Origin of the sequence: Stenotrophomonas rhizophila (assembly GCF_007667275.1) — a bacterium.
Classification (GTDB): domain Bacteria; phylum Pseudomonadota; class Gammaproteobacteria; order Xanthomonadales; family Xanthomonadaceae; genus Stenotrophomonas; species Stenotrophomonas maltophilia_AE.
Genome location: NZ_VDQT01000005.1, coordinates 155,359 through 171,115 on the forward strand (window position 1 = coordinate 155,359; position 15,757 = coordinate 171,115).

Genomic DNA, 15,757 nt, shown 5'->3' on the forward strand with positions numbered 1-15,757 from the left:
AATGAGCCTTCACCCTGACCCAGTGCATGTTGCGATGGCATCAAGGCAGCGTTGAATAAACGCAAATCGCGTCAGGAACGAGGCCGGACAGGCGAAACGGTAGAATGGCGCTCTCTTTTTCAAGATGTGCCCCCGCATGGCTGCCCAGCACGACGCCCCCCTGGAAACCCTGTTGCTGCCGTTCGGCGGCGCGCTGACCTGGCCGGCCGGGCCGGTCCTGTTCCTGCGTGCCCGCGACGGCTGGCCGCTGCGTGAACGCGCGCAGCCCGGCCAGCTGGTCTGCGAGCAGAGCTTCCGCCCGTTCGCCGACGCGCTGGAGGGCAGTGGCTGGACCGTGCGCGATGAGCATCAGCTGGCCGAGGATCCCGCCCGTTACGCGCTGGTGCTGGTGCTGCCGCCGCGCCAGCGTGAAGAAGCCCGCGCGCTGTTCGCCCGCGCGCTGGCCCTGGCCGCCCCGGGCGGCATCGTGGTGGCCTGCCAGCACAACAATGAAGGCGCGCGTTCCGGCGAAGGCGACCTGCAGCAGCTGGCCGGGCTGGGCGGCAAGATGACCAAGAACCACTGCCGGGTGTACTGGACCGCGCCCCTGAACGGCCAACACGACGCCGCGCTGGCCCAGCGTTGGGCGGCGCTGGATGCGCCGCGCCCGATCCTGGGCGGGCGTTTCCAGAGCCGCCCCGGCATCTTCGCCTGGGACCGGATCGACCCGGCCTCGGCGCTGCTGGTGGAGCAGTTGCCGGCCGACCTGGCCGGCCATGGCGCCGACCTGGGCGCCGGCTTCGGCTACCTGTCCAGCGAAGTCCTGCAGCGCTGCCCGCAGGTGACCGGGCTGGACCTGTTCGAGGCCGAAGGGCGCGCGCTGGCGCTGGCGCGGGTGAACCTGGAGGCGCTGGGGTCCCCGGCGCGGCTGGGCTTCCACTGGCAGGACGTCACCGCCGGCATCGAAGGCCGCTACGACTTCATCGTGACCAACCCGCCGTTCCACACCCCGGCCCGCGCCGACCGACCCGATATCGGCCAGCGCTTCATTGCCGTGGCCGCGCAGGCGCTGCGCCCGGGCGGGCGGATGTGGTTGGTGGCCAACCGTCACCTGCCGTACGAGCAGATCCTCAATGAAAGCTTCGGCGAGGTCCGCGTGGCGGCCGAGCGCGATGGCTTCAAGCTGATCGAGGCGACCAAGGCCAGCCGCAGTGCCACCCCGGCGCGGCCGCCGCGCAGCACCGAGCCGACGTGGGGCCGCGGAGGCCGCGCATGAAGCTGGTGAAGCTGCTGGCGAACCTGGGCTATGGCAGCCGCAAGCAGGTGCAGCTGATGTTCCGCGAGGGCCTGGTCACCGATGCCGACGGCGAGGTGCTGTACGCCGATGACGTGGTGGCGCACGAGGCGATCCGGGTCGAGGGCGAGCCGCTGGACCCGCCGCAGGGGCTGACCCTGATGCTGCACAAGCCGCGCGATTACACCTGTTCGACCAAGGACAAGGGCCGGCTGATCTACGACCTGCTGCCGCCGCGCTTCCGCGAGCGGTCGCCACTGCTGTCGTCGGTGGGCCGGCTGGACCGCGATACCAGCGGGCTGCTGCTGATGACCGACGACGGCGCGTTGCTGCACCGGATCGTGTCGCCCAAGTCGCGGCTGGACAAGGCCTACCAGGTCACCCTGGCGCAGGACCTGGTGGGCGATGAAGCCGCGCGTTTCGCCAGCGGCGGGTTGATGCTGGAATCCGACGACAAGCCGCTGCTGCCAGCGGAGCTGCACGTGCGTTCGCCGCGCGAAGCCGAACTGGTGCTGCACGAAGGCCGCTACCACCAGGCCCGGCGCATGTTCGCTGCGGTGGGCAACCACGTGCAGGCGCTGCACCGCAGCCGCATCGGTGGGCTGTCGCTGGGCGACCTGCCGGAAGGGGAATGGCGCATGCTCGATGCGGGCGACCTGGACACGCTGTTCACCGGGCACCTGACCGACGCGCCATGACCGCCATTGCCGCGCTGCCGTTCCTGCCCGAGGCGGTCATCTTCGACATGGATGGCCTGATGATCGACAGCGAGCGGGTCTCCATCGCGTGCTGGTCGCAGGCCGCGCAGGAACTGCAGCTGCCGTTCGCCGATGACTTCTGGCTGGGCATGGTCGGTCTGGGCGACCGCGACTGCGAACAGCGGCTGCTGCGCCACATCGACGCGGCGCAGGTGGCCGCGCTGTATGCGCGCTGCCACGACCTGTATGAGGCACGCACCCAGCAGGGGCTGCCGCTGCGACCGGGCATCGTGGCGCTGCTGCAGCTGCTGCAGCGCCACGCCATTCCGCGTGCGGTGGCGACCTCCACCCGCGAGCCGCGCGCATCGCGCAAGCTGGCGGCGGCGGGGTTGCTGGGCTACTTCGACCACGTGGTCACCAGCAGCGACGTGGCCAACCCGAAGCCGGCGCCGGACATCTACCTGCTTGCGGCGAGCAGGCTGGGCAAGGACCCGGCGCGCTGCCTGGCACTGGAAGACTCGCCAGCGGGAACCCGCGCGGCGCTGGCCGCCGGCATGACCGCGATCCAGGTACCGGACCTGGTGCACCCGGATGCCGACCTGCGCGCGCTCGGCCACCGCATCGTGGATTCGCTCAGCGACGCCCACGCACTGCTGCTGCCGCTGCTGCCGCAGTAATTCCGACACGCGACGCCACGCACCGCTGCTGCCGACGGCGCTACGGTGATACACACACATGACCCCCGCCGGTAGGGTCGCATCCCGATCGACCGCCGATAGCGGTGCCGGGTTCTTTGGGGCATGGACCTGAAACGAAAGCGGCTCTCCGTTCAACCGTCATGCGTTCGCCGCGCGTGGCGAATGCAATGGCGGTCGTTTGGGAACCGACCCTACCCGGCATGCGCCCCGTGTGTGCCTGCAAAAAACCCGGCACGTGGCCGGGTTTCTTGAACGCACATCGCAGGCGATCACACCCGCCCGAACACCAGCGCGGCATTGGTGCCGCCAAAGCCGAAGCTGTTGGACATCACCGTGTTCAACTGCACGTCCTGGCTTTCGCGCACGATCGGGAACCCTTCCACCGCCGGGTCCAGTTCGCCGATGTTGGCCGAACCGGCAATGAAACCGTCGCGCATCATCAGCAGGCAGTAGATCGCTTCGTGCACGCTCGCCGCGCCCAGCGAATGGCCGGACAGCGCCTTGGTCGAAGACAGCGGCGGAATCGCCTCGCCAAACACTTCGCGCACTGCCTTCAGCTCGGTGACATCGCCCAGCGGGGTCGAAGTACCGTGGGTGTTGAGGTAGTCGATCGGGGCGCTCAGGTTCTGCATCGCCATGTTCATGCAGCGCACCGCGCCTTCGCCGGACGGGGCGACCATGTCGGCACCGTCGGAGGTGACGCCGTAGCCGACCAGCTCGGCGTAGATGCGCGCGCCACGCGCCACGGCATGGTCATAGTCTTCCAGCACCAGCATGCCGCCGCCACCGGCGATGACGAAGCCGTCGCGGTCCTTGTCATACGGGCGCGATGCGGTGGCCGGGGTGTCGTTGAAGCGGGTGGACAGCGCGCCCATCGCGTCGAACATCACGCTCATCGACCAATGCAGGTCTTCACCGCCGCCGGCGAACATCACGTCCTGTGCGCCGTGGCGGATCAGGTCGGCGGCGGCGCCGATGCAATGCGCGGAGGTGGCGCAGGCGGCAGACAGCGAATAGCTCAGGCCCTTGATCTGGAAGGCGGTGGCCAGGCACGCCGACACGGTGGAGCACATGGTGCGCGGCACCATGTACGGACCCACTTTGCGTACGCCACGCGCGCGCAGGATGTCGGCCGATTCCACCTGCCACTGGCTGGAACCACCGCCGGAGCCGGCGATCAGGCCGGTGCGCGGGTTGGCCACCTGGGCTTCGTCCAGGCCGGCATCGGCGATGGCGTCGCGCATGGCGATGTAGGCGTAGGCGGAGGCATCGCTCATGAAGCGCTTGAGCTTGCGGTCGATCTGCGCGTCCAGGTCCAGTTCGATGTTGCCGCCGACGTGGCTGCGCAGGCCGGCTTCGGCGTGGTCGGGCAGGTTGCGGATGCCGGCGCGGCCTTCACGCAGGGCGGCGGACACCGTGTCCAGATCGTTGCCCAGGCACGAGGTGATGCCCATTCCGGTAATGACGACGCGACGCATCAGAAGTTCTCGGTAGAAGTGAACAGACCTACGCGGAGGTCCTTGGCGGTATAGATTTCGCGACCGTCGACCAGCATGCGGGCGTCGGATTGCGCCATGACCAGCTTGCGGTTGATGACGCGGGTGATGTCGATTTCGTAGCTGACGCGCTTGGCGTCGGGCAGGACCTGGCCGGTGAACTTCACTTCACCGCAGCCCAGTGCACGGCCACGGCCGGGGGCGCCCAGCCAGGTCAGGTAGAAGCCGGTGAGCTGCCACATGGCATCCAGGCCCAGGCAACCGGGCATCACCGGGTCGCCGATGAAATGGCAGCCGAAGAACCACAGGTCGGGGCGGATATCCAGTTCCGCGCGCACGTAGCCTTTGCCGTGTGGACCGCCGTCATCGCGGATGTCGGTGATGCGATCGAACATCAGCATCGGGTCGTTGGGCAGGCGACCGCTGCCCGGCCCGAACAGTTCGCCGCGGGCACTGGCCAGCAGCTGTTCGCGCGAGAACGCGTGGAGACGAGTCATGGAAAACGCAATCCTGGAGAAGTGGACATCGGGGCTGCCGGCGCGGGGCACGGCGGATTGTTGCTGTTGAAAGTGCCCAAGAGTGCAGAGTAATTTGCATTCAATCAAACGTTTTAACCGTACGCCGGCGTAGTGTTTTCAGCTTCAAAAACGCATGTCGTTGTTATGAAAAGACCATACCCAGGCGTGTGGCTGTAATCTTGTTCATCTGTTCCTGCCGCCACACCCCTTGAGCTGCCGCCGTGTCCGCACAACGCAAGATCATCCACGTCGACATGGACGCGTTCTACGCGTCGGTGGAGCAGCGCGACGATCCGTCGCTGCGCGGGTTGCCGGTGGTGGTGGCGTGGAAGGGGGCGCGTTCGGTGGTGTGCGCTGCGTCGTACGAGGCGCGGGTATTCGGGATCCGTTCGGCGATGCCGGCGTTGCGGGCGGAGCGGCTGTGTCCGGATGCGGTGTTCGTGCCGCCGGATTTCGTGCGTTACAAGGCGGTGTCGCGACAGGTGCGGGAAATTTTCCTGCGGCATACGGACCTGGTGGAGCCGTTGTCGCTGGACGAGGCGTATCTGGATGTGACGGTGCACAAGGGCGGGATGACAGTGGCGACGGAGATCGCGACGCTGATCCGCACGCAGATCCGTGAGGAAACGCAGTTGACGGCGTCGGCGGGGATTGCGCCGAACAAGTTCCTGGCGAAGATCGCGTCGGACTGGCGCAAGCCGGACGGGCAGTTCGTGGTGCCGCCGCACCGCATCGAGCAGTTCCTGACGCCGCTGCCGGTGAAGCGGGTGCCGGGAGTGGGCAAGGTGATGGAGGGCAAGCTGTCGGAGCTTGGCATCGTGACGGTGGGCGATCTGCGCGGGTTGCGGCTGGAGGAGCTGGAAGGGCGCTTCGGCAGTTTCGGGGCAAGCCTGTACCGGCGTGCGCGCGGGATCGATGAGCGGCCGGTGGAACCGGACCAGCCGGTGCAGTCGATTTCGTCGGAGGACACGTTCGCGGAGGACCTGCCGCTGGAGGCGCTGGAGCCGGCGATCGTGGCGCTGGCGGGCAAGACGTGGAACGCGACGCGCAAGACGGACCGGATCGGGCACACGGTGGTGCTGAAGTTGAAGACGTCGCAGTTCCGGATCATCACGCGCAGTTTCACGCCGGAATCGCCGCCGGAAACGCTGGAGGAGTTGCGCGATATCGCGCTGGCACTGCGCGCGCGGGTGGACCTGCCGTCAGAGACGCGCTACCGCCTGGTGGGTGTTGGATTGGGCGGGTTCCGTGAGCGCGAACCGGTCAGCCAGATGGGGCTGTTTGATGGTGACCATTCTGGTTGATTGCGTTCCATGAGGGGACTGCAAGTTCAACAGCAACTACACCAGCAACAGCGACGTTGCATCGGTAGGGTCGCATCCCGATCGACCGCCGATGGCAATGCAACGCGCGGTGGGGCATGAAAATTACCCCACGCCACGCATCACCGCCCGTTATCAATACGCCACGGTCGCAATCGTCCGCCCGTACTGCGGCTTCTCGATTTCACTCACGAACGCATCGGCGTAATCGGCATAACTGATCCGGCTGTGGCCATCGGCGCCGACCAGGAACTGCTTTGCCTGCGTACGGAAACCACCCTTCTGCGGCCCCGGGCCGATCTCGGCGGCTGGGGAGTAGAACGTCCAGTCCAGGTCATCCACGTTCTGCAGCAGGTTGAACGCTTCGCGGGCGGCGAGGGCGACCGGCTTGTAGGCATCGGGGAAGCCTTCGCTGTCCACCAGCTGCACGCCGGGGGCCACTTCGAGGGTGCCCGCGCCGCCCACCATCAGGAAGCGCGGCACGCCGGCCTGGCGTGCGGCCTTGACCAGCGCGGCGGTGACGGTGGTGACGGTGGACGGGGCATCGCCCGGGCGCGGGCCGAATGCGCTGGCCAGTACGTCGTGGCCGGCGATCACGGCGGCGAGGGCGTCGGTGTCGTCGAGGGCGGCGACGGCGAGCTGGGCGCCGTCGAGTTCGGCGGGAAGGCCGGTTTCGCGGCGCACGACGGCGGTGACCTGGTGGCCGCGGGCCAGGGCCTGGCGGGTGATTTCACGGCCGATGTTGCCGGTGGCACCGACGAGGGCGATCTTCATGGGGCGGGTTCCGTTGGGGGAGGAAGGCCAGCATATGCCTCTGAAACCGGACGAAAAACCGCGTATAACGGCCTAATTTGTTGCGCGGATCGATCAAATGGACCGTCTTACTGCGATGCATGTGTTCGTGGAGGTGGCCGAGCGCGGCAGCCTGACTGCGGCGGCGGAGGCGTTGGACATGTCGCGGGCGATGGTGACGCGATACCTGGCGGAGGTGGAAACGTGGCTGGGGGCGCGGCTGCTGCACCGGACCACGCGGCGGATCAGCCTGACCGGGCCGGGGGAGGCGGCGCTGCTGCGCTTCCGGCAGATGCTGGCGATTGGCGATGAGCTGCAGGGTGAGGTGGCCAGCGACAACCCGGAGCCGCATGGGCTGCTGCGGGTGACGGCCAGTGTGTCGTTCGGGCAGCTGCACCTGGCGGCGGCGGTGGCCGAGTTCGTGCGGCGGCACCCGCTGACGCGGGTGGAGTTGTTGCTGGTGGACCGGGTGGTGAACCTGGTGGAGGAGCGGGTGGATGTGGCGGTGCGGATTTCGCGCGCGATCGATCCGAGCCTGATCGCGCGATGGTTGGCACCGTGCCGGTCGGTGCTGTGCGCGGCGCCGTCGTACCTGGCCGAGCGGGGCACCCCGGCCAGTGCCGATGCGTTGGCCGGGCACAACTGTCTTACCCATCATTACGTGGGCAAGAGCGTATGGCAGCTGCAGCGGCATGGGCGCGCGATTTCGGTGGCGGTGGGGGGAAACATCAGTGCGAACGAGGCGTCGTTGCTGCTGGAGGCGGTACGGGCGGGGGCCGGTATTGCGATGTTGCCGACGTACCAGATCGCGCCGCTGCTGCATTCGGGTGAGCTGGTGGCGGTGTTGGCGGAGTATGAGGTGGAGGAAATGGGCATCCACGCGGTGTATGCGTCGCGGCGGCAGTTGCCGGCGTTGATGCGCAGTTTCCTGGATTTCCTTGTGGAGCGGTTTTCGGGGGAGGAGTTCCTGGCGCGGATCTGACGCGTCGCGGTCCGGGCATTGCGTGGGACACGCATGGCGTGTCGCCACGCTCTACCTGCGGGCGGACACGCATGGCGTGTCGCGATGGTGTAGGGACACGCCATGCGTGTCTGCGCGGTGCCCGGCTGCACGCAGCCACGCAGGGCGTGGCTCTACAATGGGGATCCCCCATGTTGCAGAAGCGATCCTTCCCTTGTCCTATCCCTATCCGCTGGTGATCTTTGACCTGGACGGCACGCTGGTCGACAGCGCGCCGGATATCGCCGAGGCGCTCAACCGTACGCTGGAAGACTGGCAGCTGCCGCGCGTGCCTGAGGCCACGGTGCTTACCTGGATCGGAGATGGCGTTCGGCGCCTTGTTGAGCAGGCCTTCACCGCTGCGGGCAGCGACATCGACCTGGCCCGGGTAATGCCCGGTTTCATGCGCCATTACGAAGCCTGCCTGCTGCGCAGCCCGCGGCTGTACGACGGTGTGGTGCCGGCGCTGGAAGCCTTGCGCGCGCGCAACGTGGCCTTGGCGATCTGCACCAACAAGCCTTCGGCCATGGTCGCGCCGCTGCTGGCGCATCTTGGTGTGCAGGACTACTTCAAGATGCTGCTGGGCGGCGATTCGCTGCCCGAGCGCAAGCCCAGCGGCGTGCCGTTGCGGCATCTCGCAGCTGCGTTCGACGTGGCACCCACTGACGCATTGATGGTCGGCGATTCCATCACCGACTACCGCGCCGCGGTGGACGCGGGCATGCCGGTGGCGCTGGTGCGCTATGGGTATCCGCGTGGGCTGGACCTGGAGACGGTGGACGCGGTGGCGGTGGTGGACGACCTGCGGGCGTTGCCCGGGTTGTAGCGCGGCCGTGGTGCCGTGTGCGCGGGACGCCCGCGGCCGTGGCTGCGCGCACACCCGGTAGCGCCGGCCGTTGGCCGGCACCTCGCGATGCCGGCCAACGCCCGATCACTTCGGCTGGTAACGCACGCTCAAACGGTACTCACGGCCCGGCTGGTTGTACCAGGCCACCGTTTCGTAGTCGCGGTCGAACACGTTGCTGACCCGGCCCAGCACCGACCAGTCGCGGCTGATCGCATATTCCAGGCGCAGGTCCACGGTGCCATAGCCGGCCAGGCGCACCGTGTTGTCGGCGTTGTCATAGCGCTTGCCGGCCGCCGTGGCGGTGACGCCCGCGCGGAAGCCGCCGAAGCTGCGGTCGATGTCCAGGCGCGCGGTGTCACGTGCGCGGCGGGCCAGCCAGTTGTCGAACTGCGCGCTGCCGTCGGTGCGGTTGCGCGGGTCGGTGTGGCTGAGCTGGGCACTGACATCGAATCCGGCCAAGGCAATCGCACCGGTCAGTTCCGCACCGCGGATCCGCGCCTTCTCCACCTGGGTCATCATGAAGGTGGTGGCGTCGTAGGTGATCAGGTCATCGATGCGCGTTTCATACACGTCCAGGCCCCAGCGCCAGCCCTCGCCCTGCTGCGCGATGCCGACGTTGGCGCTCTTCGATTCCTCCGGGTCCAGCCCCGGCACGCCGCTCCACGGGTCATACAGGTCGCTGAAGGTCGGCGCCTTGAACGCGGTGCCGTAACTGGCGTTGAGGCGGAACCCGCTGCCCAGCTCCATGCCCCAGCCCAGGCTGCCGGTGGTGTGGTTGCCGAACTGCTCGTTGTCGTCGTTGCGCACGCTGGCCTGCAGGTGGTGCGCGCCGAAGCGGCCCTGGTACTGCACGAACACGCCGGTGTTGTCGCGGCTGTCGACCAGATAGCCGGCGCTGCTGCCGTCCAGGTTGTCCTGGCTCCAGTCCACGCCGGCACTGAGCAGCTGGCCCTCGGCGACGCCGACGTCGGCCTGCACCGAGGCGCTGTCGCGGTGGGTCTGCGCCGCACCGAGCCAGGTGCTGTCGTTGTAGTTGTCCGACTCGTTGTCGGCGCGGCCGACATTCACGGTCAGGGCGAAGCGCTCGCTTGGGGTGTAGCGCAGCTTGCCGCCCAGTACCTGCTGCAGCGTTTCGGAGTAGTTGTAGTAGCCGTCGTAGTGGTTCTCGCCCTCGGCGCGCAGCGCGGTACCTTCCACCTGCAGCGTGTCGGTCAGGCTGTAGCCACCGCGCAGGCTCATCGACAGGTTGCGGTAGCCGTCGCGGTCGGGTTCGTCGGCGCCGCAGCCGGCAAAGGTGGCTGCATCGCCGCGGCAGGCATTGATGCCGTCGGTGTGCTGGTAGGCGATGTCGGTGCCGAACCAGCCGCGTGCGCCGGTACCGCCGAAGCCGCCGCTGGCTTCACGCAGGCCGTTGCTGCCGCCGCCCAGTTGCAGGTGCGGGGCGAACGCGCCGGCGTTGCGCCGGGTGAAGATCTGGATCACGCCACCGATCGCGTCCGCGCCGTACAGGCTGGACTGCGGTCCGCGCACGATTTCCACGCGCTCGATCTGCGCCAGCGGCAGGTCCTGCAGCATCGCCAGGCCGAGGTCGCCGGTATTGATGCGCACGCCGTCCACCAGCACCAGGGTGTGGGCCGAGTTGGTGCCGCGCAGGAACAGCGAACTCTGCTTGCCCAGCCCGCCGCTGTTGTTGAGGTTGATGCCGGCGCGGCCGCGCAGCAGGTCCTGCAGCGACGGCGCCTGGCTGCGCTCGATCTCGGCACGGTCGATCACCTGCGCCGGCGAAATGCTGTCCTGCAGGGCAATCGGGGTGCGCGTGGCGGTGACCAGGATCGTGTCCAGCGCGCTGGAATCGTCCTGTGCGGCGGCCAGCAGCGGCAGCGCGGCCAGCATGGCAAGGGAAAGGGTCTGGATCTGCAGCTTCATCGGTGACTCCATGCACCGCGCACGCCCGCGCGGCAAAGTGGGGGGCGGTGGTCAACGGAAGGCACGCGACGGTGGCGGCGCGCACGGCACTGCCTGCCGCCGCCATGCCCGCCGCATCGCAACCAGTCGTCTTCCAGGCCGGTCTCCGGGCTTGCGCGCTGATGGCGGACCATCGCACCAGGCGCCTTCCCATGCCTGCGCACAGTGACGTCTTGCCTGGCGTTTACACGCTTACCGTTGCGGGGGCAGCGCCGGAATGGCAGCAGGCAGGACCTGTTGCGTCACCGGCTTCCCGTTTCAACCTGCCGGCATGCGCCGCAGGTCACCTGAAAGTGCGCGCAGTGTAGAGCAAAGCCCGCGCGCGGGCGCGGGCCGCAGGCGGTGGCAGGCGCGCAGCGGTTAGAATGCGCCTCGCTCTACTACGTGGTTCGCATGAAACAGATCGGATTGCAGCATCCTGGCCGGCAGCATCGCCGGTTCCCGCCGGCATGATCCTGGACCTGGTCCGGCACGCCGCCACCGGCCGCGATGCCTACCTCGATGGCCGTACCGATCCACCACTGGAAGCGGGAAGCACCGACCGGATCTGCGCCCGCTATGCGGAGCTGGAATGGGAGCGCGTGCTGAGCTCGCCACGCGAACGCGCGCTGGCCACGGCCTCGGCGCTGGGCCTGCCGCGCGGGCTGGAGGTGATCGGCGACGAAGAGTGGGAAGAACTGGATTTCGGCGACTGGGACGGTCAGCCGCTGGAGGCGCTGCCGATGCAGGCGCTGCAGGCCTTCCACCTCGACCCGCATGCCAACCCGCCGCCGCATGGCGAGAGCTGGGGCCACTTCGAGCGCCGCATCGCGCGTGCGCTGCATCGGCTGCTCGACGACCCTGAGCCGGTGCCGACGCTGGTGGTGAGCCACGGTGGCCCGCTGCGCATGGTGCTGTCGCAGGTGTGCGGCCTGCCGATGGCGATGTGCTGGGCGCTGCGGATCGACCACGGGACGCGCGTGCGTCTGCGCGTGGAGCGCGAAGACGGTGAACTGTGGGGAGAGCTCCTCGAGCTGCAGCAGGCGACGTAGAGCCACGCCCTGCGTGGCTGCGCGCGGTGCCGGATTTGCGCGCGGTGCCGGCTTCATGCAGCCACGCAGGGCGTGGCGCTACGTCCGGTCTTCGTTGTCCGATTCGAACGGGGCTTCATCGCTTTCGTCATCGTTGGCCACCGTGCGGTCGTACACCGGGCCGGATGCTGGCGGCGCCTTCTTCAGCGGGTTGTCGGCGATGATCGCTTCGTACTCGGCCACCAGCTGGGTGCGGCGCGCTTCCGGCAGGTCCTGCCAGTGGCAGTCCTGCAGCGCGCCTTCCAGCGAGTAAAGCAGGTTGAGGCTGGGCTTGAAGCCGGCGCGACGTACTTTCACGAACGCGCCCACGGCGCCGGCGGCAACAAGATCCTCGGCGGTGCGCAGACCGACCTGGCGCAGCCAGGCGGCGCTCTTGGGGCCGATGTTGCGCAGCTTCGCGCTCATCCCAGCGCCTCGACGAACACCGCCGCGATCGCTTCCAGACCGGCCTGGTCATCGGCATCGAAGCGGGCCAGCACCGGGCTGTCCAGGTCGAACACGCCGATCAGGGTGTCGCCCTTGACCAGCGGCACGACCAGTTCCGAGCGCGAGGCCGAGTCGCAGGCGATGTGGCCGGGGAAGGCGTCCACGTCTTCGATGCGCTGGGTAACCCGCTGCGAGGCGGCGGCACCGCACACGCCCTTGTGCAGCGGAATGCGCACGCAGGCCGGCAGCCCCTGGAACGGGCCGACCACCAGCTCCTTGCCATCGTAGAGGTAGAAACCCACCCAGTTCAGCTGCGGCAGGGCGTGGTAGACCAGCGCCGACAGGTTGGCGGCATTGGCGATGCGGTCGCGTTCACCGTGCACCAGGGCGCGGGCCTGGGCCAGCAGCTGGCCGTACTGTTCCGGCTTGCTGCCGGTGAGCGTGGAGGTATCGAACATGGCCGAAGTCTAGCAAGTGCAGCCGGCAGCGGGCCGCCCGGGCGCGGAACGCAGCGATTCCGCTGCGCAGCCGCTTTTGCAGGACCGATAATGGGCGCCCCTGTTGACTGGACCGGCCATGTCGTCGCCTGCCCCCGTGCCTGCTGCCTTCTACGTCACCGGTACCGACACCGGCATCGGCAAGACCTTCAGCAGCTGCGCCCTGCTGCACGCGCTGCGCCAGCGTGGCCGGCGTGCGGTGGGCATGAAGCCGGTCGCCAGCGGCTGCGAGCTGACCGCGCAGGGCCTGCGCAATGAAGACGCCACCGCACTGCTGGCGGCCAGCGACCCGGCCCCGGCCTATGCCGACCTGAACCCGTATGCGCTGGCGTTGCCGCTGGCCCCGGAACTGGCCGCCGCCGCCGCCGGCGTGACCCTGTCGCTGCAGCCCATCGAAGCGGCCTTCGCACGGCTGCGGGCGCAGGCCGACACCGTGGTGGTGGAGGGCGTGGGCGGCTGGCTGGCGCCGCTGTCCGGCACGCTGGACCAGGCGCACCTGGTCCACGCCCTGCAGCTGCCGGTGGTGATGGTGGTGGGCCTGCGGCTGGGCTGCCTGAACCATGCGCGGCTGACCGCGCAGGCCATCGCCGCCAGCGGTGCCACCTGCATCGGCTGGATCGCCAACGAGGTGGACCCGCAGATGCAGCGCATCGACGACAACGTCGCGCTGTTGAAGGCGCGGCTGCCGCTGCCGTTCTGGGGGCGCCTGCCGCATGCACCGGGCGCTGATCCGGCACGGCTGGCCGACGCCCTGACATTGCCCATGCAGGAATTCTGAAGGCCGGTCGGACGATAGACACCTACTATCGCGGGCCGCCCAGCCTTGGTTACCCCCGCGATGCCTCGTTCTCCAGAGGCGGCCCCGATTGCCGCCCATCGGTTCATCACGCCCACCCCCACGCACGCGGATGCAGGCAGGGCAGCGTCCACCGCGACAGCGTCCCCACCGCCGCGGCTGGCCCTGCACCGGCTGCGCAACGGGCCGGTACAGCAGGCCGCACCGCGCCAGCCCGTGCGTGGCGATTCAATCAACGCCCGGATCAACCACCTGTTCGAGCGCGTGCGCCAGCAGGAGCGCGGTCTGCACGTCGCTCCGCCCGAGGTTACCGCCTGCACCCGCCTGCCGGTTCCGACCGGCGCCACCGCCCAGTTCGTGCGTGTCGGCAACAACGCCGTGGATTGCCTGATCAAGCTGCTGGGCACGCCAGGCGCCGGTCGGGTTGCGATCATCAATCCGGCCGACAGCCGCCACCGTGGCGGCGGCCTGGGCGTGGACTGGTTCAATCACCAGCGCATGCCCGCCGAGGAAGCGCTGTGCGTGCTCGGGCTGGGCGCCAAGGCCAGCCTGGACGTGGCCACCGGCTATCCGCTGGGGCTGGAGCACGCCGGCGAGCGCCAGCTGTACTCCCCCGGCGTGCAGTTGCGGCATGACCGGTCCGTGCTGCAGGCGCTGTGCGATGTCCGCGGCACGCCCGGGGAACGGCTGGAGGCGCAGCGCGACCTGTTGCTCGGCGCCTCATTCGCGGCGCCGTCCAGCACCGGTCCCAGCTACGACATGATCTCCATCGCCGCGCTCGATCGTCGCGGCCAACCCGACTTCGATGCAAAGGCGCTGTACGCCGGCATGCTGCGCCAGTTCGCGCATGCCATGGCCAATGCCGCCAGGCACGAGGTGGAAACCTTCATCCTGCTGCTGCCCGGCAGCGGTCTGTTTTCCAGGACATCGCGCGCGCAGGACGCCGCGGTCGATCCGCTCTACCAGCACGCGCTGGCGTGCGCCGCGGTCGACGCGGTGCGGCTCTTCAGCAAGGGCCTGCAGCGGGTGGTGATCCCGTCGCATGGACCGGCGCTGGACGCACTGATCGACGCGTACAGGAAGCAGCCCCTGCACCTGGCGCAGGCAGTGGAGCCGGGCGGACCACGTCGGTCGCCGCCACCGGCTGGGGCGCCTGCGCCACAGCCGCGGCCGGTCCCGCGCACGTCGCCGGTGCAGGTGAACGGGCACGCTCAACCGCGTGCGCCGGTCGTCGCGTTGAAGATGCCAGTGACGCCGCGTCAGATGGGCGGACTGGCCTACCAGGTCAGGCCGGAGAATCTCGCCCGGAATCCGCGCGCTGCAGTCACCCAGGCCCTGAAGCCAGTGATCGGCGATGGCAGCAAGGTGACGCTGCGCCGCGTTCATGGCGTGCCGGCACCCGCGCAAGGGGACCAGCCCTATTGGGTCATCCGCCGCGATCCGGACCCGACCATCGGCCGCGCGCTGGTCAGCGTGCAGGTAGCGCCCGGCCAGCGCCAGGTCTTCGAGGCGGTGTACAGCCCCCGGGCGTTGCCGCAGCTGGCCGCGATGGCCGCGCGCGCACCGACCGGGTGACGCACCACCCCGTAGAGCGGGGCTCTGCCCCGCTGCCGACCCACATCAGCGTGCCGACAGGGTCGACACCAGCCGCGGCTTTTCGCGGTAAAGCTGCGGGTACATGCGTTGCAGTGCCGCCACCTTCGGCTGGTCGTTGATGCGGATGTACAAAGACTCCGGGTGCAGGGTGAGGTAGTTCTGGTGGTAACCCTCGGCGGCGTGGAAGGGCGCGCCGCCGTCGACCGTGGTCACCACCGGCGCGGCATACGCGCGCGCCTGCTGCAGCTGGGCGATGTAGGCGCGGGTGGCGTCGCGCTGCGCGGCGTCGTCGGCGTACACCGCCGAGCGGTACTGGGTGCCACGGTCGGGACCCTGGCGGTTGAGCTGGGTCGGGTCGTGCACCACCGAGAAGAACACCTGCATCAGCTGGCCGTAGCTCACCTGGCTGGGATCGTAGGTGACCTGCACCGCTTCGGCATGGCCCGTGCCACCGCCACTGACGCGCGAATAGTTCGCGTCGGCCGCGCGCCCACCGATGTAGCCGGACACCGCGTTGTCCACGCCCTTGATGTGCTGGAACACGCCCTGCACGCCCCAGAAACAGCCCCCGGCGAACACCACCTGGGCGCGCTTGCCCGGCAGGGTGGGATTGGCCGCGCCACGCGGCGCCGGCACGGCCACCACCGCCTCGGCCGGCGCGGCATGCGCGGGGCGTTCCAGGCTGAGCACCGCGGTGACGGTAAGGGCGGCGATCACGGCGGCAATGCCACCGGCCACCAGTTTGTCGACGGAAAGTCGCATG

Annotated in this window: 16 protein-coding genes and 1 riboswitch; of the genes, 9 read left to right on the forward strand and 7 right to left on the reverse strand. The window is 68.8% G+C overall.

Annotated features, from left to right (window positions below; all coding sequences use genetic code 11):
- The first annotated feature begins 136 nt into the window (after positions 1 to 136).
- The 3 genes from FSZ13_RS15940 to FSZ13_RS15950 are packed head-to-tail and all read left to right on the forward strand — an operon-like array spanning position 137 to position 2,648.
- Positions 137 to 1,255, forward strand: coding sequence for a class I SAM-dependent methyltransferase (locus tag FSZ13_RS15940; RefSeq protein ID WP_145481405.1), 1,119 nt, complete (start codon positions 137 to 139; stop codon positions 1,253 to 1,255).
- Positions 1,252 to 1,971 (forward strand): pseudouridine synthase, encoded by a 720-nt coding sequence (locus FSZ13_RS15945; RefSeq protein WP_145481406.1) that lies wholly within the window; start codon positions 1,252 to 1,254, stop codon positions 1,969 to 1,971. Before FSZ13_RS15940 ends, FSZ13_RS15945 begins: the two co-directional genes overlap by 4 nt.
- On the forward strand, positions 1,968 to 2,648 hold the full coding sequence (locus FSZ13_RS15950; protein ID WP_145481407.1) for an HAD family hydrolase: 681 nt from the start codon (positions 1,968 to 1,970) through the stop codon (positions 2,646 to 2,648). Before FSZ13_RS15945 ends, FSZ13_RS15950 begins: the two co-directional genes overlap by 4 nt.
- Positions 2,649 to 2,938: 290 nt before the next feature.
- On the opposite strand, the gene fabB is transcribed toward FSZ13_RS15950, so the two are convergent.
- The gene (gene fabB / locus FSZ13_RS15955; protein ID WP_145481408.1) at positions 2,939 to 4,147 is read right to left on the reverse strand and encodes a beta-ketoacyl-ACP synthase I; all 1,209 of its coding nucleotides are present in this window, start codon (positions 4,145 to 4,147) and stop codon (positions 2,939 to 2,941) included.
- Positions 4,147 to 4,662 (reverse strand): 3-hydroxyacyl-[acyl-carrier-protein] dehydratase FabA, encoded by a 516-nt coding sequence (gene fabA, locus FSZ13_RS15960; protein WP_145481409.1) that lies wholly within the window; start codon positions 4,660 to 4,662, stop codon positions 4,147 to 4,149. Before fabA ends, fabB begins: the two co-directional genes overlap by 1 nt.
- A gap of 242 nt (positions 4,663 to 4,904) precedes the next feature.
- On the opposite strand from fabA, the gene dinB reads away from it, so the two are divergent.
- The gene (gene dinB / locus FSZ13_RS15965) at positions 4,905 to 5,987 is read left to right on the forward strand and encodes a DNA polymerase IV (RefSeq protein WP_145481410.1); all 1,083 of its coding nucleotides are present in this window, start codon (positions 4,905 to 4,907) and stop codon (positions 5,985 to 5,987) included.
- A 153-nt stretch (positions 5,988 to 6,140) separates the two neighbouring features.
- Here dinB and FSZ13_RS15970 read toward each other — a convergent pair whose 3' ends face one another.
- Positions 6,141 to 6,779, reverse strand: coding sequence for an NAD(P)-dependent oxidoreductase (locus FSZ13_RS15970; protein ID WP_145481411.1), 639 nt, complete (start codon positions 6,777 to 6,779; stop codon positions 6,141 to 6,143).
- 97 nt (positions 6,780 to 6,876) lie between these two features.
- On the opposite strand from FSZ13_RS15970, the gene FSZ13_RS15975 reads away from it, so the two are divergent.
- Positions 6,877 to 7,779 carry a LysR family transcriptional regulator gene (locus tag FSZ13_RS15975; RefSeq protein ID WP_145481412.1) on the forward strand — a complete coding sequence of 301 codons (903 nt, stop codon included), beginning with the start codon at positions 6,877 to 6,879 and terminating at the stop codon, positions 7,777 to 7,779.
- A 193-nt stretch (positions 7,780 to 7,972) separates the two neighbouring features.
- Positions 7,973 to 8,623: a phosphoglycolate phosphatase gene (gene gph, locus FSZ13_RS15980; protein ID WP_145481413.1), complete on the forward strand. Its 651-nt coding sequence runs from the start codon at positions 7,973 to 7,975 to the stop codon at positions 8,621 to 8,623.
- Between the two features lie 105 nt (positions 8,624 to 8,728).
- On the opposite strand, the gene btuB is transcribed toward gph, so the two are convergent.
- Positions 8,729 to 10,570 (reverse strand): TonB-dependent vitamin B12 receptor, encoded by a 1,842-nt coding sequence (btuB, locus tag FSZ13_RS15985; RefSeq protein ID WP_145481414.1) that lies wholly within the window; start codon positions 10,568 to 10,570, stop codon positions 8,729 to 8,731.
- 119 nt (positions 10,571 to 10,689) lie between these two features.
- Positions 10,690 to 10,915, reverse strand: a riboswitch (cobalamin riboswitch).
- 143 nt (positions 10,916 to 11,058) lie between these two features.
- Between btuB and FSZ13_RS15990 the strand changes: the two genes are divergently transcribed.
- Positions 11,059 to 11,640, forward strand: coding sequence for a histidine phosphatase family protein (locus FSZ13_RS15990; protein ID WP_145481415.1), 582 nt, complete (start codon positions 11,059 to 11,061; stop codon positions 11,638 to 11,640).
- A gap of 78 nt (positions 11,641 to 11,718) precedes the next feature.
- On the opposite strand, the gene FSZ13_RS15995 is transcribed toward FSZ13_RS15990, so the two are convergent.
- Complete coding sequence (locus FSZ13_RS15995; protein WP_145481416.1) at positions 11,719 to 12,084, reverse strand: TfoX/Sxy family protein; 366 nt, start codon at positions 12,082 to 12,084, stop codon at positions 11,719 to 11,721.
- The gene (locus tag FSZ13_RS16000) at positions 12,081 to 12,563 is read right to left on the reverse strand and encodes a GAF domain-containing protein (protein ID WP_145481417.1); all 483 of its coding nucleotides are present in this window, start codon (positions 12,561 to 12,563) and stop codon (positions 12,081 to 12,083) included. Before FSZ13_RS16000 ends, FSZ13_RS15995 begins: the two co-directional genes overlap by 4 nt.
- A 118-nt stretch (positions 12,564 to 12,681) precedes the next feature.
- Between FSZ13_RS16000 and bioD the strand changes: the two genes are divergently transcribed.
- Positions 12,682 to 13,380 carry a dethiobiotin synthase gene (gene bioD, locus FSZ13_RS16005; protein ID WP_145481418.1) on the forward strand — a complete coding sequence of 233 codons (699 nt, stop codon included), beginning with the start codon at positions 12,682 to 12,684 and terminating at the stop codon, positions 13,378 to 13,380.
- 60 nt (positions 13,381 to 13,440) lie between these two features.
- Positions 13,441 to 14,973, forward strand: a complete 1,533-nt coding sequence (locus FSZ13_RS16010) for a hypothetical protein (RefSeq protein ID WP_145481419.1) — start codon at positions 13,441 to 13,443, stop codon at positions 14,971 to 14,973.
- A 45-nt stretch (positions 14,974 to 15,018) separates the two neighbouring features.
- Here the strand turns inward: FSZ13_RS16010 and msrA are convergent, their stop codons facing one another.
- Positions 15,019 to 15,756 carry a peptide-methionine (S)-S-oxide reductase MsrA gene (gene msrA, locus FSZ13_RS16015; protein WP_145481420.1) on the reverse strand — a complete coding sequence of 246 codons (738 nt, stop codon included), beginning with the start codon at positions 15,754 to 15,756 and terminating at the stop codon, positions 15,019 to 15,021.
- Position 15,757 lies beyond the last annotated feature (1 nt).